The sequence below is a fragment of the Aquimarina celericrescens genome (genome assembly GCF_042682765.1).
Classification (GTDB): Bacteria; Bacteroidota; Bacteroidia; order Flavobacteriales; family Flavobacteriaceae; genus Aquimarina; species Aquimarina celericrescens.
The window spans coordinates 671,677-694,803 of the sequence record NZ_JBHUHY010000003.1; the positions used below are offsets into that span (position 1 = coordinate 671,677).

At 34.2% G+C, this 23,127-nt stretch carries 20 protein-coding genes; 5 read left to right on the forward strand and 15 right to left on the reverse strand.

What is annotated here, in order from left to right; translation table 11 throughout:
- Positions 1-248 precede the first annotated feature (248 nt).
- The 8 genes from pgi to uvrC all read right to left on the reverse strand — a co-directional run bounded on the left by pgi (position 249) and on the right by uvrC (position 11,996).
- Complete coding sequence (gene pgi, locus ACFSJT_RS06805) at positions 249-1,889, reverse strand: glucose-6-phosphate isomerase (RefSeq protein ID WP_378319469.1); 1,641 nt, start codon at positions 1,887-1,889, stop codon at positions 249-251.
- Between the two features lies 1 nt (position 1,890).
- On the reverse strand, positions 1,891-3,144 hold the full coding sequence (locus ACFSJT_RS06810) for a peptidoglycan DD-metalloendopeptidase family protein (protein WP_378319470.1): 1,254 nt from the start codon (positions 3,142-3,144) through the stop codon (positions 1,891-1,893).
- Between the two features lie 12 nt (positions 3,145-3,156).
- Positions 3,157-4,122, reverse strand: a complete 966-nt coding sequence (locus ACFSJT_RS06815) for a tryptophan 2,3-dioxygenase family protein (RefSeq protein ID WP_378319471.1) — start codon at positions 4,120-4,122, stop codon at positions 3,157-3,159.
- Positions 4,122-4,901 carry a DUF3108 domain-containing protein gene (locus ACFSJT_RS06820; protein ID WP_378319472.1) on the reverse strand — a complete coding sequence of 260 codons (780 nt, stop codon included), beginning with the start codon at positions 4,899-4,901 and terminating at the stop codon, positions 4,122-4,124. The genes ACFSJT_RS06815 and ACFSJT_RS06820 overlap by 1 nt, the downstream gene beginning before the upstream one ends.
- 391 nt (positions 4,902-5,292) lie before the next feature.
- A complete protein-coding gene (gene hppD / locus ACFSJT_RS06825) occupies positions 5,293-6,432 on the reverse strand; it encodes a 4-hydroxyphenylpyruvate dioxygenase (protein WP_378319473.1) in 1,140 nt (379 codons plus the stop codon).
- A gap of 146 nt (positions 6,433-6,578) precedes the next feature.
- Positions 6,579-7,736 (reverse strand): homogentisate 1,2-dioxygenase, encoded by a 1,158-nt coding sequence (locus ACFSJT_RS06830; RefSeq protein ID WP_378319474.1) that lies wholly within the window; start codon positions 7,734-7,736, stop codon positions 6,579-6,581.
- A gap of 172 nt (positions 7,737-7,908) precedes the next feature.
- Positions 7,909-10,194 carry a patatin-like phospholipase family protein gene (locus tag ACFSJT_RS06835; protein WP_378319475.1) on the reverse strand — a complete coding sequence of 762 codons (2,286 nt, stop codon included), beginning with the start codon at positions 10,192-10,194 and terminating at the stop codon, positions 7,909-7,911.
- Between the two features lie 2 nt (positions 10,195-10,196).
- Positions 10,197-11,996, reverse strand: a complete 1,800-nt coding sequence (uvrC, locus tag ACFSJT_RS06840) for an excinuclease ABC subunit UvrC (protein WP_378319476.1) — start codon at positions 11,994-11,996, stop codon at positions 10,197-10,199.
- A gap of 168 nt (positions 11,997-12,164) precedes the next feature.
- Between uvrC and ACFSJT_RS06845 the strand changes: the two genes are divergently transcribed.
- From ACFSJT_RS06845 to ACFSJT_RS06865, 5 genes are all read left to right on the forward strand, one after another.
- Positions 12,165-12,593, forward strand: coding sequence for an ATP-dependent zinc protease family protein (locus ACFSJT_RS06845; RefSeq protein WP_378319477.1), 429 nt, complete (start codon positions 12,165-12,167; stop codon positions 12,591-12,593).
- Entirely contained in the window at positions 12,593-13,465 is an 873-nt protein-coding gene (gene rimK / locus ACFSJT_RS06850) for a 30S ribosomal protein S6--L-glutamate ligase (RefSeq protein ID WP_378319478.1), read from the forward strand. Before ACFSJT_RS06845 ends, rimK begins: the two co-directional genes overlap by 1 nt.
- Positions 13,466-13,471: 6 nt before the next feature.
- Complete coding sequence (locus tag ACFSJT_RS06855; RefSeq protein ID WP_378319479.1) at positions 13,472-14,449, forward strand: succinylglutamate desuccinylase/aspartoacylase family protein; 978 nt, start codon at positions 13,472-13,474, stop codon at positions 14,447-14,449.
- Entirely contained in the window at positions 14,449-15,018 is a 570-nt protein-coding gene (locus ACFSJT_RS06860; RefSeq protein WP_378319480.1) for a 5-formyltetrahydrofolate cyclo-ligase, read from the forward strand. The genes ACFSJT_RS06855 and ACFSJT_RS06860 overlap by 1 nt, the downstream gene beginning before the upstream one ends.
- A gap of 69 nt (positions 15,019-15,087) precedes the next feature.
- Complete coding sequence (locus tag ACFSJT_RS06865; protein WP_378319482.1) at positions 15,088-15,489, forward strand: response regulator; 402 nt, start codon at positions 15,088-15,090, stop codon at positions 15,487-15,489.
- Positions 15,490-15,504: 15 nt separating this feature from the next.
- Here the strand turns inward: ACFSJT_RS06865 and ACFSJT_RS06870 are convergent, their stop codons facing one another.
- The 7 genes from ACFSJT_RS06870 to ileS all read right to left on the reverse strand — a co-directional run bounded on the left by ACFSJT_RS06870 (position 15,505) and on the right by ileS (position 23,069).
- Complete coding sequence (locus tag ACFSJT_RS06870; RefSeq protein ID WP_378319483.1) at positions 15,505-16,116, reverse strand: lipoprotein signal peptidase; 612 nt, start codon at positions 16,114-16,116, stop codon at positions 15,505-15,507.
- A gap of 180 nt (positions 16,117-16,296) precedes the next feature.
- Positions 16,297-17,007, reverse strand: a complete 711-nt coding sequence (locus ACFSJT_RS06875; protein ID WP_378319484.1) for a DUF4097 family beta strand repeat-containing protein — start codon at positions 17,005-17,007, stop codon at positions 16,297-16,299.
- 33 nt (positions 17,008-17,040) lie between these two features.
- Complete coding sequence (locus tag ACFSJT_RS06880) at positions 17,041-17,796, reverse strand: DUF4097 family beta strand repeat-containing protein (RefSeq protein WP_378319485.1); 756 nt, start codon at positions 17,794-17,796, stop codon at positions 17,041-17,043.
- Between the two features lie 24 nt (positions 17,797-17,820).
- Complete coding sequence (locus tag ACFSJT_RS06885; protein WP_378319486.1) at positions 17,821-18,612, reverse strand: HEAT repeat domain-containing protein; 792 nt, start codon at positions 18,610-18,612, stop codon at positions 17,821-17,823.
- A 4-nt stretch (positions 18,613-18,616) separates the two neighbouring features.
- Positions 18,617-19,150: an RNA polymerase sigma factor gene (locus tag ACFSJT_RS06890; protein ID WP_378319487.1), complete on the reverse strand. Its 534-nt coding sequence runs from the start codon at positions 19,148-19,150 to the stop codon at positions 18,617-18,619.
- 126 nt (positions 19,151-19,276) lie between these two features.
- Positions 19,277-19,660 carry a TraR/DksA family transcriptional regulator gene (locus ACFSJT_RS06895; RefSeq protein ID WP_378319488.1) on the reverse strand — a complete coding sequence of 128 codons (384 nt, stop codon included), beginning with the start codon at positions 19,658-19,660 and terminating at the stop codon, positions 19,277-19,279.
- A 4-nt stretch (positions 19,661-19,664) separates the two neighbouring features.
- Entirely contained in the window at positions 19,665-23,069 is a 3,405-nt protein-coding gene (ileS, locus tag ACFSJT_RS06900; RefSeq protein ID WP_378319489.1) for an isoleucine--tRNA ligase, read from the reverse strand.
- Positions 23,070-23,127: the final 58 nt, after the last annotated feature.

A 23,127-nucleotide genomic window follows, 5' to 3' on the forward strand; every position in this document is an offset into this window, starting at 1 on the left:
TCCGTGCAAAAAAACAAATCTTTATGCAAACTAACTTTACCATAATGTTAAGAGTTTTTCACAAAATTTGTATATGATTAAGGTAAAAGTATTTTTGGATTATATTGGCAATCAATGAGTTGAAGATATTCAAAAGTTATTAACTAAAAAAATGTTAATTATTCTTGACAAAAATCTGCAACTGCTATACCCAAAACGAGTCAAAAATTGAAAAATTTGGCTTAATAATTCACTTTAAAGCCAGTTTATTATTTAGTCAGATAACGCTCTAAAAGCTTTTGTGTAGACGAATCATGTTGATAAACTTTGGCATTGTTAATTTCTGATAAGATTTTTGTAGCTAATTGCTTTCCTAATTCTACTCCCCATTGGTCATAACTGAAAATATTCCATACCACTCCTTGAACAAAGATACGTTGCTCATACATTGATACCAATGCCCCTAAGCTTTTTGGGGTCAATTTATTAATTAGTAAAGTTGTTGTCGGTTTATTTCCTTCAAAAATTTTGAAAGGAGTAAGTTTTTTTAGTTTATCCTCGGATAAATTCTTTGATTTTAGTTCATCAAGCACTTCGGCTTTTGTTTTACCATTCATCAATGCTTCGGTTTGAGCAAAGAAATTGGCCATTAATTTGTCCTGGTGATCCTGATCTTCAAACAGAGAATATTTAAATCCTATAAACTCTGCAGGAATTAATTTGGTTCCCTGGTGAATTAACTGAAAGAATGCATGCTGTGCATTGGTTCCCGGTTCTCCCCAAATTATTGTACCGGTTTGGTAAGTAATAGGATTACCATTGCGATCTACACTTTTTCCATTACTTTCCATAATTCCTTGTTGTAAATAGGCAGGAAGTCTATGTAAATATTGGGAATAAGGAATAATCGCTTCACTTTCTGCATTAAAGAAATTGTTATACCATATACTTAGCATACCTAGAATAACAGGTATGTTTTCTTCGAAGGAGGTATTCTTAAAATGCTCATCCATTTCGTATGCACCTTCTAGTAATGCCTCAAAGTTTTCATACCCTACTGAAAGACTTATGGATAGCCCAACGGCACTCCATAGCGAAAAGCGACCACCAACCCAGTCCCATAAAGGGAATATGTTTTCTTCTGAAATGCCAAAATTTGTTACATTAGTAATGTTACTGGATACTGCTACAAAATGGTTGCCTACAGCATCTTTTGGTGCTTTTTTGGTGAACCAATTTCTGGCGGTTGTCGCGTTCGATAAAGTTTCCTGGGTAGAAAAAGTCTTAGAAACCACTACAAACAATGTAGTTTCCGGGTCTAATCCTTTTAGATTTTGATGTACGTGATCTCCATCTACATTTGAGATAAAGTGTACCTTAAGATGATTTTTATAGAATTCTAGTGATTCTGTTATCATCGCAGGACCCAGGTCAGATCCGCCAATACCTATATTTACAATATCTGTGAAGGCCTTACCTGTATGTCCCTTCAATTCACCAGAAATTACCTGATTGCTGAAGTTCTTTATTTTTTCCTTTACTGCATAAACCTCGGGAATTACATTTTTTCCTTCAACTTTTATGTTTTGATTCGAAGGAGCTCTTAACGCCGTATGTAGTACTGCTCTTTCCTCGGTTTCATTAATACTACTTCCTCCAAAATAATGTGATATAGCTTTATCAAGCTTAACTTCTTTGGCTAGTTCTATTAATAATTTTTTGGTAGTTTCATCAATTCTGTTTTTTGAATAATCGACATAGAAATCGTTCCAAGAAATAGAAAAGTCATTTGCACGATTTGGAAACCGCTCAAAAAGATCTTTTAGATGTGTATTTTTTATATGCTCATAATGGGATTTCAATGCTTCCCAGGCTTTTGTGGTGGTGGGGTTGATAGTTGGTAATGTCATTTTACAAAATTTCTTGTGGTTTAAATTGAATGCTATCTAAAGTTGCTTTTATGGGTTCTATATACTTAAAAAATTGAGGTCTAAGACTGTCGGATAAAGGTTTTGAAGCAGGAAGATCTTGTTTAAACGGATCTACTTCTCTTCCATTTTTCCAAAATCTGTAGCAAACATGAGGTCCGCTGGTATTGCCTGTCATACCGATATATCCGATAACATCTCCTTGTCTTACAAATTGACCAACTTTTACAGCTTGTCTACTCATGTGTAAATATTGTGTGTCATAAGTTGCATTGTGTCTTACTTTTACATATTTACCATTACCGCCTCTTCGCTCTGATTTAGTGACAATGCCATCTGCGGTAGCTAATATGGGTGTACCTATTGGAGCGGCAAAATCTGTTCCTCGATGTGGCCTTATTTTATTGCCATAATATTTGATTCTTCTTCTTAAATTATATCGTGAAGAAATTCTACTGAATTTTACCGGGGCTCTAAGAAATGCTCTACGTAAATTATTGGCTTCATCATCAAAATAATCAATTGTACCATTTATGGAATCATCTTGAAATCTAAAAGCATAAATAGGTTTTCCTCTGTGCTCAAAATAAGACGCCTTAATTTGATCTATCCCGGCAGGAATGGTATCATCAATAAACTTTTCGGTATAAACTACCTTAAATCTATCTCCTGCTTGCAATCTTGTAAAATCAATAGTCCAGGCATAAATATCAGACATATTATAGGCCACTAAAAAGTTAAGGTCTAAATCATCAAAAGTCTGCATTAAGCTACTGTAAATAGTGCCTGAAGCAGTTTTTTCAACTAATTTGACAGGTTTTTTTCGTTTTTGGGCTATGATACTGTCTCTAAAATCAATTACCGTATAATCTATTTTGTTATTCTGATAAACAAATACTTGTGCTTTTTCTGTTGTGTCTTTTGATTTAAGGAGCATATAGGGTTTACCAGCCATAATTCGAGCTACATTGAACGTGTCTTTTATTTTGTTGGTAATTTCGAATACTTTGGCTCTACTGATACCATGAGTATCCATAATTGCACCAAAGCTATCGCCAGGTTTAATCGTATCCTTTACTACTTTAAAATCATCCAGAACATATCCAAATTCCTTGTTTACCGGAGGCGCTTTTTCTTCCTCAACTACTTCAGGAACTATAACTTTTGCTTCTTTTTTCTCTTTTTGACACGAAAATAATACTACCATAAGCAGTAGTAAGTAACCTAATTGCTTCAACTGACGACTATTTTATTTTGCGGTATTAAATCGATGAGCGACCCACTGCTGACCCCAGTTTTCTTTTTCTTCTTCACTCCAAAGATTAGGAAAAAACATAACTCTTTGAAAACTAGGAGGTAAAAATTTCTTCCAATTAGTTCCTCCGGTAGCCAAAACTTCACCTTTCTCTTTGTTAAGATATCTAAAGGCGGCGCCCATATGCATTAATAACCAATTAATATTCACATTGGTGTCAAAAGTACGTAATGCTTCGATAAGGTGCACATTATTTTGCTCTTTTTCTGGTAGTTCTAGATATTTATGAAAAATTGTACTGTGTTGTACTTGATTTGCGATACGCATCATCCGGGGTGTATATCGATATTCAAATTGTTTTAAGGTAAGTGTTTTTTCGCCAGTTTCTATGTCGGTTGCTCCTGATTTCCAATAAAGGTGCTCAAATACTTCTTCTAGAGAATCCTGCTCAGAAAACTGATCTCTTTGTTTGGCATTAACAAGATTAACCAATGGTGTGGCATAAATCTCTATCAATCTGAATTGTACAGATTGAAATCCGCTAGCGGGGAGAAGCGACATTCTGTATTTTAGGAACTGATCCCTTTCCATACCCTTGATCATAACGTCAAAAGAGTTGATTAAAACTCTAAAATATCGATTTATCCGGTCTAGTTTTGATGTAAAAAATTTTGCCGTTTGCAACTTGTCATCTATAATCTGTTTAAGCTCATGTATAATAAGCTTGAAATAGAGTTCTGTTATTTGATGATAGGTGATGAATATTTCTTCGTCTGGGAAATGGGTCCTGGGTATTTGTAAACTTAACAAAGTGTCAAGATGTATATAATCCCAATACGTTAAGTATCGATCATGAAGTAGACCGTCTAAATAGGATCCCAGGTCTTGCCCAGAGTTTTTGAATTTTTTTTCTAATTGCTTTATTTTTTCTGCAATTTCTGGTTTGATTGGTTCGTTCATTAATCTACCACAATTTTAAATGGATGCTTAAGTCCTTTAAATGCATCTAAATCTGCTTTAATAGATCCTACTAATATGTCGGCTTTGATTCTTACAGGCATACGATTGTCATCATCGCTTACCCATACAGTCATACTTTCTTCTTCCTTAAATATTCTGTTCGCTTGTACATAAGGTCTAAATTTTAGACATGCAATTTTACCCATCTTTGTATTAATAACCTCTCTACCTAAAAATTTCAGTTTAAAGCGATAGTTTTCTCTGTCAAAAAACATATTTACATACTGTTCATCACCTTTTTTTAATGAGGATGTTTTGATGTTATTTCTCAAATAATAAAAAGAAGACATCATATCTTGTATATTGTCGTGGGTTGTAAAAGTCTTTTTAGTATTACGCTTTTTATCATGAACCAATGCCTGGCTTTTTTCATGGTCAAATTTGATTTCTATATCTTTCGTATAACCTCCCTCATTAATTTTTCTAATAAACTTGTATGGCTTTACTTCGTCTTTATCAATATAGGTTTCGTAGTAATCTTCAACCTTGAAAAATAAACTTAAAAATCCTGAAGATTTACCTTCTCCTGCAATATGTCTAACAGGCATACCATTTAGCACTTCATCTTTGACTTCTATAGTGGCATAACTTGCGGTAAAAATTCCATAGTGTATTCTAAACCTAAACCATTCTCCAGAATCAAAAGCACTATGGGCATCTTGGGCATAAGTAGGAGCTGTAAATACAACTAAAAGTATAATCAAAAAAAACTTTTTCATGGTTTGAGATATTATGTTATTTGGTGCAATACTATATTGCGTAGTAACAATATCTATTCCAAAAGTACTATTTAAAGCGATGAGATAAAAACGAAAACTGTTATAAATATAAAAATGAAAACAAAAAAGAGAGCCACCACAGCTCTCTTTTTTTACTTTTATTAACCAACTAAAAACTTAAATTATGAGAATAATTATTGTTTTAGATATAAGCGGTAACCACTCCACTTACTTTGCAAATATGAACTTTTTTTGAATAATTATCAATCGAAAACGTTTTTTTATTATGAATTTTAACAAAAACTTATATAAATAATTACAATAGTTCAATTTTAGTAATGGATTAACGACTTTAGTTATGAATTATCAAAAAGCTGTAAAACAATTTATTTTACAAAGTCCCTCGCTGTTCTTGTTCTCGCTCAATAGCTTCAAATAAAGCTTTAAAATTACCTTTTCCAAAGGATTGGGCTCCTTTGCGTTGTATGATTTCAAAAAACATAGTAGGACGATCCAATACAGGTTTAGTAAAAATTTGAAGCAGGTACCCTTCGTCATCTCTATCGATTAGAATGCCAAGTTCTTTTAACGGAGCGAGATCTTCGTCGATTTCTCCTACTCTGTCTAATACCGTTTCGTAATAACTAGCGGGTACTGTTAGAAATTCTACTCCTCTATTTCGAAGCTCAGAAACAGTTTCAATAATATTATCTGTTGCTAATGCCATATGTTGTACACCTGCACCATTATAAAAATCTATATATTCTTCGATCTGAGATTTTTTTCTTCCTTCTGCAGGTTCATTAATTGGAAACTTTATACGCCCATTACCATTACTCATCACTTTACTCATTAGGGCCGTATATTCTGTAGAAATATCCTTATCATCAAATGATACCAACTGTGCGAATCCCATTACCTTTGCATAAAACTCACACCATTTATTCATCTCGTTCCATCCTACATTTCCCACCATATGATCAATATATTTTAATCCGGTAGATTTTGTTTGGTAGGGTTTGTTCCATGCCATAAATCCTGGTAGGAAAGCACCGTGATAATTTTTTCGTTCGACAAAAATGTGTACGGTTTCTCCATAGGTGTGGATTCCTGAAAAAATAACGCTTCCATGTTCATCTTTCTCAGTTTTGGGTTCCATATAGGATTTGGCACCTCGCTTTATAGTTTCTTCATAACTTTTGGTGGCGTCATCTACCCATAAAGCAATCACTTTTACTCCATCGCCATGTGCATTGATGTGTTTGTTGATTTCACCGCCTGGTTGCAGAGGGGAAGTAAGTACTAATCGTATTTTGTCTTGTTCAAGTACATAAGAAACGCTGTCTTTACGTCCTGTTTCCAGTCCTGCATATGCAATAGGTTGAAATCCCCATGCAGTTTGATAATAATAAGCAGCTTGTTTGGCATTGCCTACATAAAGTTCTACATAATCGGTTCCTAACAGGGGCAAAAAATCTTCTGCCTGTGGAACCACTTTTTCTAAATCCTGAGGTGTTATATTTGTTGACATGTCTTTTAAATTAGTTAATGTGTTAATTAGAAAATGTATTCTCTGAGTAAATTAGAATTTAAAGAATCAAACCCTAATTACCACATTGCTCTTAAATGAGGAGTTATATCAATTCTATAATTTAGCATTTTCAAACTTCTTATGGGTTATTCTAACCATGATTTATGATAATCTTCATCGGCTATTTTCATAGCTTCCTCAGTAACCTTAAGAGGTTTAAAAGTATCTACCATTACAGCCAATTCATCTGTTTTGGTTTGGCCGATACTTCTTTCTACGGCTCCAGGATGTGGCCCATGAGGTATCCCAGCAGGATGCAAAGAAATATGTCCTGCATCAATGTCGTTTCTACTCATAAAATCCCCGTCTACATAGTATAGTACTTCGTCACTATCAATATTACTATGATTATATGGAGCAGGAATGCTTTCGGGATGATAATCATATAATCTCGGAACAAATGAACACACTACAAAAGCATCAGTCTCAAAAGTTTGGTGCACTGGTGGTGGTTGATGAATTCTTCCTGTGATGGGTTCAAAATCGTGTATTGAAAAAGCATAGGGGAAATTAAAACCATCATAGCCTACTACATCGAAGGGATGTGTAGCATAGATCATATCAAAAATTTCATCTTGCTTTTTTACTTTTATTAAAAAATCGCCTTTTTCATCATTAGTTTCTAATTCATATGGGGTTCTAATGTCACGTTCACAAAATGGAGAATGCTCTAGTAATTGGCCGAACCAATTGCGATATCTCTTTGGTGTGTAGATCGGTCTTCTTGATTCTACAATAAACAAACGATTATCTGTGGTATCAAAATCTAATTTATAAATAGTTCCTCTAGGCACTAGAATATAGTCTCCATATTTAAAATCGAGATTACCAAGATGACTTCTAAATTTTCCACTACCGCGATGCACAAAAATCAATTCATCTGCATCTGTATTTTTATAAAAATAATCAGAGGTCGATTCTTGTGGTGCAGATAAAAGAATACTAACATCACTATTGGTCAATACATTTTTTCTGCTCTGCAAATAGTCTTTTTCCGGATTCACTTTAAAACCATGAAATCTATAAGACTTTATATTATTTCCAATTGCAATTTTTGGTGCAACAGAATAACTTCCTTTAATTTCTTTTACTTGAGTAGGTCTATGACAATGGTACATGTTGGTTGACATTCCATCAAAACCAATAGTTCCAAATAATTGTTCATAGTATAAATTACCATCTTGTTTTTTAAAGATAGTATGGCGTTTATGTGGTATTTTTCCTAGTGTATGATAAAAAGGCATTGATTATTAAATTTAAGGTATTAACTACTTTTCTAAAAGATAAATAACAAATCTGCCTTATTCTGGATTGCGTTTGATAAGGTAGTGTAATAGTAGTAATAAATCCTGCCAAAACATGCTCATGATATTACAAATATCGTAAATATTTCTATTTTTTATAGTTTCTATTTTCTTAAAACCAAAAGCCTACACTAAAGAACCATGTACTTTCATCTATTTCTGGTGAGTACGAGTATTTAACCTGTATGGGTCCGGCGAAGGTTTCTAGACCATATCCTAGGGCGTATCCTGTAAAATCAGGGTCTTCGAACCACCTTCCGGTACTGAATAATTTATTACCGACGTTTGCAAAATTAGCTGAAGCATTAATATGGTTTTTTTTGAAGATTTCATAATCTACTGTGATTAATCCTTTCATAAAACTTTGCCCGGCAATACTTAAAAAATCATATCCATAAAAAGGGATAAAATTGTTTATAGTTTTTGCTCCAAAACCACCAAGTAGAAAATCAAGAGAGTTAATTGCGTTATTTCCAATTTTAGTACCTGCCTCAAGACTTAAGTTCATAGAAATATTGTGAAACAAAGGTCTGGCATATCCCAAATGGGCCTTGGCGATAGAGAACTCATCAAAACTATTGGTAAAATCTGATGAAAAGAGATAAGTATGTATATCTCCTTCAAATAATATTCCCCGTTTTGGAAAATATTTATTGTCGTAAGTGTCAAATTTTAAGTATCCAAAAGCACTCCAATAATCACTGTCATCAAAAACTGTTCTTGGAATTTGATTTTCATCTTCTCCAAAGGTGTCCGAGATGATTTGTAATCTTTTATATTCTGCACCCAGCCCAACCGAAAAAGTTTGATTTAACAATGTTTCAGCATATGCCTGAACATTATAGTCTGTATAGGTAACATCAATTCTATTAATATTCAGATCAGGAATTTCTCCAAATTGACCTATAAAATCAAAATCAAAATCTTTTTTAAAATTAGTATACCCATATTTTAATCCTGTGCTCCAATAAAAGCCTTTGTCAATATAATAATCCAAATTATATCTAATGTTATCTCCTAGTGCGACATCTAGCGAAAGAACGTCATTATTAAATAATAAACTTTTTCTGGTAACATTTACTAGTGCTGCAGTTTGATACAAATCATCATAGTGCACGGCAAATCGCAACAGCATTTTATTTTCACTCTCTTTGACATTTAGGGAAAGTTCTTTACCTTCATCACCATCGATCAGTCTATGACTGACCCGATCAAAATTCCCAGTAGCTGATAGATTATTAATTCCTTCATTGAGTTTTTCATATGTAGTAACTCGAGGTGTCTTTAGCTTAAGTTTCCCTCTTATATATGCTCTTGTATATCGTTTATTACCGGTAATATATAGATTGCTTATTAAAATGTTTTCAGAATTTTCAGGAACTTTTTCTCTAGGTTCTGTGGGTTTTTGACGTTGTGCAATATCCTTGAGTTTTTCAAAATTGGAAAAGGCTGCGTTTTCTCCACTTTTTATGATTTCATCAGCTCTATTGAATGACATAACCGAAAAATCCATAATAGACGGTTTTATATATATATCAGTTTCCGAAACCTTGCCTTTCATGGCATTAAAAGTTCTGAAATTACTAATTTGTAACATGATGTTCGTTACAGAATTTAATTCATCCTTAGGCATTAAACTATCTTGAACATCAATACCAATTACTATTTCAGCTCCTTTTTCTTTGATTTCTTTTACAGGATAATTGTTTGACACCCCTCCATCAGTCATTAAAACTCCGTTTAATTCTACAGGACTAAAAATTGAAGGTAAAGCTCCACTGGCAGCCACGGCTTCGGGTAAATACCCTTTGTCGAGAAGCACTTGTTGTCCGGTTTCAATATTGGTAGCCATACAGAAAAAGGGTATGGGGAGGTCATCAAAATCATTAATGTCATTTACGTGAGCTGTAAATCTGGAAAATTGATTATAAAAATTCTGTCCTTTTGATAATCCCTTTGGGAGACCTATTTTAAAATTATCGAAAGGCAATGTTAGGGCATACTTTTCAGAGTCTTCTCTTTCATAAAACGTTTTTGCATCTCTGGGTAACAAATCTTGAATAAAAGTATCAAAATCTACTGATCTAAAAATAGAATCGAGCTCTTTTGCTCGGTATCCCGAAGCGTATAGCGCACCAACAATTGCTCCCATGCTTGTTCCGCCGATATAGTCTATTCGAACACCCGCTTCTTCAATGATCTTTAATGCACCAATATGTGCTAAACCTTTTGCACCACCACCACTAAGTACTAAACCTACTTTCAAATCTTCCTGTGCAGGATCATCATGCGTTTCTATGAGATCTTTTTCCTGGGACCAATGTATTTGAGGCAAGAATAATATGGTGAGTACTAATATCCTAATTAGAAAAACCCATAAGATGTTTGGTGTATTCACAATTAATCCTTTTTAGAAAGATAGTAATTAAAAACTTTGGTTGCGCGTGAATTTCCTACTACTTGGGTCAACTCTTCCATAGTGGCTTTACTAATTCTTTTTACAGATCGAAAATGCTTAAGTAATTCTACCACTGTTTTTTCTCCAATTCCCGGGATAGAATCCAACTCAGTGTCTAAAGCAGATTTACTTCGTTTTTGTCTGTGAAAGGTAATACCAAACCGATGTGCTTCGTTTCTTAGATGTTGTATTACTTTTAGGGTTTCAGATTTTTTGTCAAGATAAAGAGGGATAGAATCACCAGGATAATAGATTTCTTCTAATCTCTTTGCAATACCAATAATGGTAATTTTTCCTCTTAAATCTAGGGCATCAAGAGCTTTTAAGCCAGAAGAAAGCTGTCCTTTTCCACCATCAACTATCACCAGTTGGGGTAAAGATTGTTCTTCATCAAGCAATCGTTTGTACCTGCGATATACCACTTCTTCCATAGAAGCAAAATCATTTGGGCCTTCTACTGTTTTGATATTAAATTTACGATAGTCTTTTTTACTTGGTTTCCCATTTTTAAAAACAACGCAGGCAGCTACAGGGTTTGTTCCTTGAATATTTGAATTATCAAAACATTCAATATGTGTTGGCTCTTCAGGCAATCGAAGGTCCTTTTTCATTTGTGCCATTAGGCGTTTGACGTGACGATCGGGATCGATGATTTTGATCTGCTTAAAGCGTTCTTGCCTAAAGTATTTGGCATTTCTTAGAGACAAGTCAACAATTTTCTTCTTGTCACCTAATTGTGGAACCGTAATTTTTATATTTTCACCTACCTCTACCTCAAAAGGAACAAATATCTCTTTCGATTTAGAATTAAAACGTTGACGAAGTTCAATAATCGCTAATTCTAATAGCTCTTTATCTGATTCTTCGAGCTTTTTTTTAATTTCGGTAGTATGGGATCTGATAATCGATCCGTAAGAAAGTTGAAAAAAATTCACATAGCCAAAAGACTCATCTGAAATGATAGAAAAGACATCTACATTACTTATTTTAGGATTAACTACGGTAGATTTAGCTTGATATTTTTCAAGCACTTCGATTTTTTCCTTAATTCTCTGTGCATCTTCGAACTCCATTTTTTTTGCGTGATCTGCCATTTGCCTTTTAAATCGATGTAAAGAATCTTTAAAGTTTCCTTTAACGATTTGTCTAATGGCATTCAGGTTTTCGTTGTATTCCTTTTCATCTTGCAAGCCTTCGCAGGGGCCCTTGCAATTTCCCAAATGATACTCTAGGCAAACCTTGTATTTACCATTATCTATTTTTTCCTGAGACAAATCATAATTACATGTTCTAAGCTGATAGAGTCCTTTTATTAGATCTAATAAGGTATTTACCGTTTTAAAGTTTGTATACGGGCCATAATATTCTGATCCATCCTGGATGAAGTTTCTTGTTGGAAAAACTCTTGGGAAACGCTCTTTCTTGATACAAATCCAAGGGTAGGTTTTATCATCCTTAAGCATCACATTAAAACGAGGCTGATGTTTTTTGATTAGATTGTTCTCTAACAATAATGCATCGGTTTCAGTATCCACAACGATATGCCTAAGCGAATGAATCTTTTTTACAAGGATTTTTGTCTTGTAATTTTCATGATTCTTAGTAAAATAAGAAGCTACTCTTTTCTTAAGGTTTTTTGCTTTACCGACATATAATAATTTACCATCTTTATCATAATACTGATATACTCCCGGGCCTGAGGGTAGTGTCTTAAGTTGTATGTCTAATGTGGCTTCTCGCATATTCTAATGGTAAAGTTAAGGGTTTACCCAATTCAAGGATAATGATATGAAGTTTAAATTTTGTTAAACCCGTAGCAAAATATCAATTGTTATTAAAAATAACGTTAACTGTATAATACATTTTGATTTTTACTACATTAGTAGTCCTAAATATAAACGGTTATTCTTTTGGAACAAAAGAAGGAAATAATTGGTCGCATAGATAAAGTGGATTTTCCGCTTTTAGAACTATCAGATATCGATGCCAAAATCGATACGGGTGTGTATACCTCTTCGATACATTGTATTGGTATACGAGAAGTTGACAAGACTCTACAATGTACCTTTCTTGATGCGACACATCCCGAATATAATGGCAAAAGATTTACATTTAAAAATTATGATATGACTGCAGTAAAAAGCAGTAATGGAAAAGTCGAAATGCGTTTTGCTATCAGAACTCAAATACTAGTATTCAATAAAACGTATCCTATTACTTTTACCTTATCTCCTCGTGATGATATGCGTTTTCCTGTATTGATAGGACGTAAATTCTTAAGCGGGAAATTTTTAGTTGATCCTCAATTAGAAAATCAGTCTTACAATCAAAAGTTATAATGAATATCAAAATCTTGTCGCGTAGTGCGAATTTATATTCTACTAATGCACTTGTTCAAGCTGCAGTAAAGCGTAAACATAATGTTCAGGTAATTGATCCATTAAATTGTGATATTGTAATCGAGCGACAAAAACCAGAAATTTATTATCGAGGTAGAAGGTTAGATCATGTTGATGCTGTAATACCAAGAATAGGGGCATCTACTACTTTTTACGGAACTGCAGTGGTGAGACAATTTGAGATGATGAATGTATTTACAACACTAAGTTCACAAGCATTAATACAATCGAGAGATAAACTGAGAAGTTTACAGGTGTTATCAAAAGCTGGTCTTGGTCTTCCCAAAACAGTATTTACAAACTATTCCAAAGATGTGTCTGAGGTTATATCACATGTTGGAGGAGCTCCTTTAATTATAAAGCTTCTCGAAGGTACTCAAGGACTTGGAGTTGTACTTGCTGAAACTAAAACAGCTGCAGAATCTGTGTTAGAGGCATTTAATGGATTACAGGCCAGGGTAATCGTTCAAGAATTCATTAAAGAAGCCAAAGGAGCAGATATTAGAGCTTTGGTAGTAGATGGGCAAGTGGTTGGGGCTATGAAAAGACAAGGTAAAGATGGAGAGTTTCGGTCTAATCTGCACCGGGGAGGTACAGCCAACGTGATTAATTTAACTAGACATGAAGAACAAGCGGCCATTATGGCCACGAAAACACTAAAAATGGGAGTAGCTGGTGTAGATATGCTTCAAAGTAAAAGAGGGCCACTTATTTTAGAAGTTAATTCATCTCCTGGATTAGAAGGTATAGAGAATGCAACTGGAAAGGATATTGCAAAGTCAATTATCAAGTATATCGAAAGAAATATGTAAAATAATATGACGAAAACAGAAGAAAAAGATTTGCTTAATATATTAGGAGAAGAAATCCCTTTGGGCTCCAGTAAAACCATAAATTTTAATATTGCCAAACTATATACTTCTACCAAAGTAGAAATACCCATAATTATAGAAAGGTCTAGAAAGCCAGGTCCTACAATTCTGATCACAGCAGGGATACACGGAGATGAGGTTAACGGTGTAGAAGTAGTACGGCAGATTATAGCAAAAAAGATCAATAAACCGGCCAAAGGTACTATTATTTGTATTCCTGTTCTTAATGTGTTCGGGTTTTTGAATATGGATAGGTTTTTTCCAGATGGGAGAGACCTAAATAGAGTGTTTCCTGGTACAAAAAATGGCTCTCTAGCAAGTCGATTTGCATATCAGTTTGTCAATGAAATTTTACCAGTAGCAGATTTTTGTCTTGATTTTCATACAGGAGGAGGAAGTAGATTTAATGCAGCTCATATTCGGGTAGATCCTAAAAATGAAAAATCGGTAGTATTAGCCAAAATTTTTAATGCACCTTTCACACTGCTTTCCAAAAATCTTGATGGATCCTACAGAGCGACATGTGCCAAAAAAGGAATAGATATTTTATTGTTCGAGGGTGGGAAGTCACAAAATAACAATAGGGATGTAGCCAGAGAGGGTGTGCATGGTACTATACGGGTATTACATTATCTAGAAATGCTAAGACCCGATTTTGTAATGCCCGATACCCTTAAAGAAACTATCATTATCAAAAAAAGTTTCTGGATGCGTGCAAAATACAGTGGATTGTTGCACATTAAAATTCCTATCGGTAAGTACGTAGAAAAAGGAGAAATGCTAGCTACCATAACAGATCCTTACGGGAAAATGCGACATATTGTAAAATCTTCAAACGATGGATATATCATCAATGTAAATGAGGCACCTATTGTTTATAAAGGAGATGCAATTTTCAGAATTACCACCGAGTTAGAAGAATAATGAATAAAAAAGCACTTCGAGAAAAATATAAAAAGCTAAGATCTCAATTAAGCCAGGAAGAAATTGATAACCTGAGTATGGACATAGCCAATAGATTGTTACCATTATCAATATGGGATAAATCATATTATCATGTTTTTTTGCCTATATCCAGACAAAAAGAGATCAATACAGAGTTTATAATGCATGTTTTACACGGAAAAGATAAACATGTGCTTGTTCCCAAGAGTAATTTTGACGATCATACACTAGATCATATTTTACTTACTGATAGTACCAAATTAAAGGTGAACTCTTGGGGTATTCCAGAACCGGTTGATGGTATTGCAATAACCGAGGATAAAATAGAAGTTGTCTTTATACCGCTTCTCGCCTTCGATCAAAATGGAAATCGGGTGGGTTATGGCAAAGGTTTTTATGATAATTTTTTAGCAAAATGTAATCCTGAAACTATAAAAATTGGGCTTTCATTTTTTGCTGCAGAAGAAGAAATAAATGGAATAATTCCCTCAGATATAAGGCTTGACCTTTGTGTTACTCCGTTAGAAACGTACTATTTTAAGAATTAATTAACATTCCTTGCATTCAAGTATAGTTTGTATTATATTTCGACAACTATAAACGTTTTACCCCCAAAAATGTCCCAAAATATAGAAAGTGTCTGTATCATCGATGATGATAGTATTTACATAAATTTAGTGAGTAAGATTATTGAATTAAGAAAGTTGTCTGAAACTGTGATTGTATTCAATAATGGTAAAGAAGCTATGGATTTTTTCCAGGAATCTTTAGAAAAAAACGAAAAACCAGAGGTGCCTCAGGTAATTTTTTTGGATATCAACATGCCGGTAATGGATGGATGGGAATTTTTAAGGGAGTTTTCGAAGATTAAAAATAAATTAAGTGACAAGATCAATCTTTATGTGGTCAGTTCTTCTATAGATTCCAGAGATATAGAAAGAGCCAAATCAATAGACGTAGTTTCTGACTATCTCACCAAACCAATCAAAATTGATGATTTTGAAAGGATATTAGAATAGTTTTGACCTCAAGTATTATACTTCGTTTTGTTTTGGAAATGCTTTTTTATAGAAAATAATTAATAAGAACACCCCAATACTAATAGCAGAATCGGCAATATTAAAAACAGGGTCGAAGAAAGAAAAATGCTGGCCTCCCCAAAAAGGTATCCATTCTGGTAAAAGATCATCATAAAAGGTAAATTGAATCATATCTACAACTTTCCCATAAAAAATACTTTCATACCCTCCTTCTTCTGGTAAGAAACTAGCAACATCTATGTTAGTGCTTTCTCCAAAAAAGATTCCATAGAAAAGAGAATCTATAATATTTCCAAAAGCACCTGCAAAAATTAAAGCGATACAAAATGTGAGTATTGCAGGACTATTTTTACGAACAGAATCGTAGAGCCAATACCCAATACCAGTAATGGCTACTAATCTAAATAGTGTAAGAACAAGTTTCCCATAGTTGCCCGGAAGTTCAAAACCCCATGCCATTCCTTTATTTTCGACAAATACAATTCTAAACCAATCAAACACTTTTACCTCTTCATGAAGACTGAAATGAGTTTTAATATAAATCTTGGTGATCTGGTCAATCAATAAAACTAAAATTATAACTAAAATTGATTTCTTTAAGGACATAAATGTATGGGTTTGCCTTGGTATTAAAAGCACCGGACAAAAATAGTATTTTATTTTGTTTTACAAACACTTATATTTTTGCTTATGCCTCAGTTTTGCAATAAAAGCAAAAAAAGAGTTTAGTTACTTTAAAAACTAAGTAACTAAACTCCTGATAACACTCAAAATTACCGTTTTGCCTTATTGCTTTCTAATAAATATACTGCCACTTATGGTTTTAAGAAGCAATTCGCTTTGGACATCACCAAAGGTGCCAGTTACTTTACTGCCTACCACTCGGTTTTTGCCTTGGTCAAACTGCATGTCCTTATCAGAGTATATCATACCAGAGATAGTTTCAGCTTTTAAACGAGATTTTGCCACGTTAATATCGATATCTCCGCTTATTGTTTTAAGATTTAAATCTCCATTATATTGCTTTATATCTATATTTCCGCTGATAATATCTACAATTAACTCTCCCTGATAATTTTCAGATTGGACATTACCTGAGATACTTTTTACACGTAATCGCATGTTTCTAGGAACATATAAAGTGTAGAAAGCATCAATATTGAGATTGTTACAGGAATCCCAATTGTTTCCTTTGTTTGAACCCCGCTTTTCTTTCCACATATCAAATAATTTTCCATAATCTGATGCTATATCTAAAACTGAAGAATTATCTATTTTCAAATTAAAATAATCATCGAATTCTCCATTCCTGATGCTTACTTCAGCCTTGAGGTAAATAGTATTTTTATCCCAGGTTTTTATGGTAATATCTTCGGCAAATTTGAACGCTACCTTTACTTCGTTTGCAGAAGTGCTGATCTCTTTTTCGATTACTTTTTGTGCTTGTATTTGCAATGCAGCAAGACAAAATACAATTAAGATGACTAAATTTTTCATGTTGTTCGATTTTTGATGAATGTTATGACCTCATTATTGTTTTCTAAGGTAAATATTACCTGTTGATGATCTTAAGCTAATCTGGACTCCTCCGTTATTTAATTTGGTTTTGATAGCTCTTTTTCCCCCTACTATTTTCATATTATTATCTTCTACAGGAAACTTGATATCAAAATCTGTATAGATCTCGCCCATCGATGTTTTTAGTTCTAAGTTGGCTGGTGTAGCTGATGGTAAGCTTACATCAACGGCTCCAGTTGCAGAAATCAAAGAAATAGGAGAACTTTGGCTTACCTTGGTGAATACTACGTTAATTTCTCCGGTAGCCGTTTTGGCAACGACTGGCCCCGTGACATCTTCGAGCTTAATGTATCCCACATTGGTAGTGGCTTCAATTTCTGAAGTAAATCCACTCAAAGTCACATTACCCAGGTTACTTTTTTCTATGACAATATTAACCGTTTTAGGAAGATACATTTCTAGCAATTTCCCATACATACCTTTTAGGTTTTTAATCACCAGGATTTCACCTTCTTTTTGCACATACATGCCTAGACCGGTATTATCGCTCCCGCCTGCATATACTGCTTTTAAGCCTCTGGCCTTTTCAGGTGTCTCATGACCGTCACCTACTATTCTTAATTCGTTTTGATCATTTACTTTTATTGATACTCCTGATTCTGAACTGATTTTTACTTTTTTGATTCCTTGTAAGGATTTTGTGTAGTCCTGAGCCTTTGATTGACCAATGGCGAAGAATACTAAGAATATGAATATTATTTTTTTCATGACTATTTGTTTTTGATTGAAATTTTAAATTAAACTTGGTAGACCAACTACTACTTGATCTTTTACATAATCTGGTGTTTCTTCTTTTTGAAGTAACTTTTCCATCGAAGGAATCGCGCGTTTTTCCTGAATGGAAACTAATATTTGAATTAATTCAATTTGCATACTAGGATCTCGTTCTTTTTCCAAGGCATTAATTAACGCCTTACGAACCATCTCTGAATCTGAGAACTTAACGAGTGCCTCTGCAGCAGCAAGTCGTACATTAATATGATCATCATATGACATTTTATCGATCAAAGCTTTTAAGATGTCATTTCCTGGTTTTTCAAACTCTTCTGCATAGTTCACGGCTTGTAAACGCTTGCTCGCAGATTCGTTCTCTATAAGCGAAATGGTCATCGTTTGTTTCATTTTATTGTTTTCTTTTTCCAGCACGGCTATTTCTTCAGAGAAAGACTTATTATTTTGGTGTTTTCCATAAAAATATGCCGAGATTATTAAAACAACCGTAGCTGCAATTTGTAAGGCAATTTTCCATGAGCTTTTAGAATTGTTTTTAAGTGAAACTACTTTGGGATCATTTTGTATTGCTTTTTCCTTCTCAAGCATCTGATCAAAATTAAGTTTCATACTTGCATTTGGTTGCTCACCGATGTCTTTACCTATTATATCAAAAACTTGTTGAAATTCATGTAGTGCTTTACTACAGCTTGAGCAATCCTTAAGGTGTTCTTCAAACTTTTTGTGTTCTTCTTGGTTTAAATTATGATCTATGAAGTCGATAAGTTGCTCTTCTATTTGTTTACAGTTCATGATATTATATCTTTTGTAAATAATATTCTTTTAATTTATGTATGGCCCGATGTACTTTGGTTTTTACTGCACCTTCGGTAGAGTCCATAATTTCTGCAATTTCCTGGTATTTGATTCCTTGATACCGGTTCATAATTATTAATTCTCTATCGCTGTGACTCAATTTCATTAATGCTAGATGTAATTGCTCTTTGATCTCCTCATCGTCTACACTATTAGTTTCCTGACCTATAGTTTTATAGTGAATGTCATTTAAACGTTGATCTTTATTTTTCTGTTTCTGATAATGATCTGAAAATACATTTCTGGCGATGGTATAGATCCATGATGAAAACTTTCCCTTTTTATATGAGGTTCTATACTTTAAAACCTTATAAAAAACCTCTTGAGTGATATCCTGACTTACATCTTGATCTCTGGTCATTTTTAATAAAAAATTATAAATGCGAACATGATATCTATCAAATAAGATGCTCATCATATCTAGATTTCCATTAGACACCAGAATCATTAATTCTTCATCGCTTACATTTTTCAAGACCTTACTCTTTTGGTTAGTTTCTATTAGTAATACCTGAGTTTTTTGAAAAGGTTACATTAGGATATAAAAAAAGTGCTTTCCAGATCTGGAAAGCACTTTAAAGTTACAATATTTTGCTGTTTGTTAACCCTGCATATTTTTTGCTTCGATACTTAATGTAGCATGCGGAACAAGCTTTAATCGCTCTGGATTAATCAACTTTCCGGTTACACGGCAAATACCATATGTTTTATTTTCTATACGTAACAAAGCGTTTTTTAAATCACGCACGAATTTTTCCTGCCTAATGGCAAGCTGCGTGTTGGCTTCTTTGGACATGGTTTCACTTCCTTCCTCAAATGCTTTAAATGTGGGTGAAGTGTCATCTGTACCATTGTTTCCATCATTCTTATAAGCACTTCGAAGTAATTCCAAATCTTTTTGTGCTTTTTCCATCTTGTCAACGATAATTTTTCTGAATTTTTCTAAGTCAGAGTCGCTGTACCTTACTTTTACATCTTCTGCCATATTTTTAATGTTTTTTTATTGTCAATTGGGTTGCAATGTCATCAAACGCAATTTCTGTACCATTTATTACATCTGTTGCAAATTCAATTGTCTCTGTTAAGGTTTCGTTTTTAATATATGTTTCATTGGTTGTAACCGCTTCTTGTATAGTTTTATTTTCCTGGAAAACAATCTCTATTTTATCAGTCACCTCAAGCCCACTGTCCTTACGCATATTTTGAATTCGATTCACAAGCTCTCTGGCTATACCTTCTTTTTTGAGCTCTGGAGTAATTGTTACATCTAATGCCACAGTTAAGGGACCAGAGTTTGCTACCAACCAGCCCTCTATATCCTGAGAGCTAATTTCTACGTCATCGGTTCCTAATGTAATAATTTTATCATTAATTTCTACATCAAAACTGCCAGTTTGTTCGAGAATTTTGATACTTTTTTGATCAAATCCTTGTATCTTGTTGGCTATCAACTTCATGTCTTTTCCAAAACGAGGGCCTAAAGTCTTGAAATTTGGTTTAATTTGTTTTACCAAAATCCCGGAAGCATCATCAATCAGCTCTATTTCTTTAACATTAACCTCACTTTTTATCAGATCGGCTATGTCATTGATCTCAAATCTTTCGGCTTCATTGAGTACCGGAATCATAATTCGCTGTAGCGGCTGGCGTACCTTAATCTTTTCTTTTTGGCGTAAAGAAAGTACCAAAGAAGAGATGGTTTGTGCCTTTTGCATTTTTTGCTCTAATACTTTATCAACAAAGCTTTTATCGTATTTTGGAAAATGTGCCAGATGAACGCTTTCAAAATCTTCTTGATTTGTTGCTGCAATCAAATCTTTGTACAATCGATCCATAAAGAATGGTGCTACAGGGGCTCCAAGCTTGGCAATGGTAAGTAAACAAGTATATAAGGTTTGATAGGCCGATATTTTATCTTGTTGATAATCGCCTTTCCAGTATCTTCTTCTGCTTAGTCGTACAAACCAGTTGCTTAAGTTTTCTTGTACAAAATCTGATATCGCTCTAGTAGCCTTGGTTGGCTCATAGTCATTATAATATTCGTCTACATTTTTGATCAATGTGTGTAGTTCACTAAGAATCCATCTATCAATTTCTGGACGTTCTGCCAGTGGCATGTCGTCTTCAGCATAGGTGAACTTATCGATATTAGCATACAATGTAAAGAATGAATAGGTGTTGTATAATGTGCCAAAAAATTTACGACGTACCTCGCCAATTCCTTCAATATCAAATTTTAGATTATCCCAAGGGTTAGCATTACTGATCATATACCAACGAGTAGCATCTGGGCCATAGGTTTTCAATGTTTCAAAAGGATCAGCTGCATTACCTAATCTTTTTGACATTTTTTGGCCATTTTTGTCTAAAACCAATCCATTTGACACTACATTTTTATAAGCTACATCGTCAAATATCATAGTTGCAATGGCATGAAGGGTATAAAACCATCCACGGGTTTGATCCACACCTTCTGCTATAAAATCTGCCTTTCTTTCTCCGCCTTCTACTTTTTCTTTATTTTCAAAAGGATAGTGCCATTGAGCATAGGGCATAGATCCGGAATCAAACCATACGTCTATCAAATCACTTTCACGTTTCATTGGCTTTCCTGAAGGAGATACCAAGGTGATTTGATCGACTACATTTTTGTGAAGATCAACTTTATCATAATTTTCTTCACTCATATCACCCACTATAAAATCTGCAAAAACATCAGCTTCGAGTACCTTGGCCTCCATTGCTTTCTGCATTTCTGCTTTTAATTCTTCCAGGGAGCCTATGATAATTTCTTCTTTACCGTCTTCTGTTCTCCAGATCGGTAATGGTATCCCCCAGAAACGAGAACGTGATAAATTCCAATCATTGGCATTGGCCAACCAGTTGCCAAAACGTCCTTCCCCGGTAGCTTTTGGTTTCCAATTAATGCCCAGATTGAGCTCATGCATGCGATCCTTAAAATCGGTCACTTTTATAAACCAGGAATCTAATGGATAATATAATACAGGCTTGTCGGTACGCCAGCAGTTAGGATAACTGTGTACATATTTTTCTACCTTGAAGGCTCTGTTTTCTATTTTAAGTTTGATGGCAATTTCTACATCGACAGATTTCTCAGGGGCAGTACCATCATCATAATACTCGTTCTTCACATATTTACCACCTAAATCACCCATTTCTTTGATGAATCTTCCTTGTAAATCGACAGTAGGAACCAAATTATCATTTTCATCCTTAACTAATAAAGCTGGAACTTCAGGTTTTGCTTGTTTGGCTACAAACGCATCATCTGCACCAAAGGTCGGTGAGGTATGAACTATACCGGTACCATCTTCAGTAGTTACAAAATCACCTGCGATAACTCTAAAAGCATTTTCCGGATGATGATAGGGTTGTACATAGTCGATGAGTTGGTCGTATCGAATTTCAACCAAATCAGCTCCTTTGCATTCTTTCAGGATACAATAAGGTATCTTTTTATCTCCTTTATTAAAAGCATCTACTTCTGCTTCAGTTTCTGCCTGAACAAATTTTCCTGAAAACTGTTTTCCAACTAAATTCTTGGCCAGAATAACAGTGATGGGTTCAAATGTATATTGATTGTATGATTTTACTATAACATAATCAATTTTAGGACCTACGGTTAATGCAGTATTAGATGGAAGTGTCCAAGGTGTCGTTGTCCATGCTAAAAAGAAAATATCTCCTTCTATATTCTTCAAGAAGTCAGGTAATGTTTCTTTTTGTGCTTTAAACTGTGCTACTACAGTAGTATCTGTAACATCTTGATACGTTCCCGGCTGGTTGAGCTCGTGAGAACTGAGTCCGGTACCTGCTTTTGGAGAGTATGGCTGGATGGTATACCCCTTATATAGTAACCCTTTTTTATAGATTTGAGAAAGTAACCACCAAACACTTTCCATATATTTGGGTTTATAAGTGATGTAGGGATCATCCATATCCACCCAATATCCAATTTTTTGAGTAAGATCATTCCAAATATCAGTATATCGCATTACGGCCTTTTTACAGGCTTCGTTATATTCTTCAATAGTAATTTTTTTACCAATATCCTCTTTGGTAATCCCTAATTCTTTCTCAACACCAAGTTCTACAGGAAGGCCATGAGTATCCCATCCGGCTTTACGTTTTACCTGGTATCCTTTTTGGGTTTTGTATCGACAAAAAATATCTTTTATTGCACGAGCCATTACATGATGAATACCGGGTAGCCCATTAGCAGAAGGAGGCCCTTCAAAAAACACATATGGTGCTGCCCCTTCACGCTCACTAACACTTTTTTCAAAGATGTCGTTTTGTTGCCAGAAATCAAGTATTTCGTCGGCTACTTTTGGTAAGTCAAGTCCTTTATATTCAGGAAACTTAGTGCTCATTTGCTCGTTCTTTCTATTAAGTCTGCGAAAATAAGGATTTTATTGAAAAAATTATCAA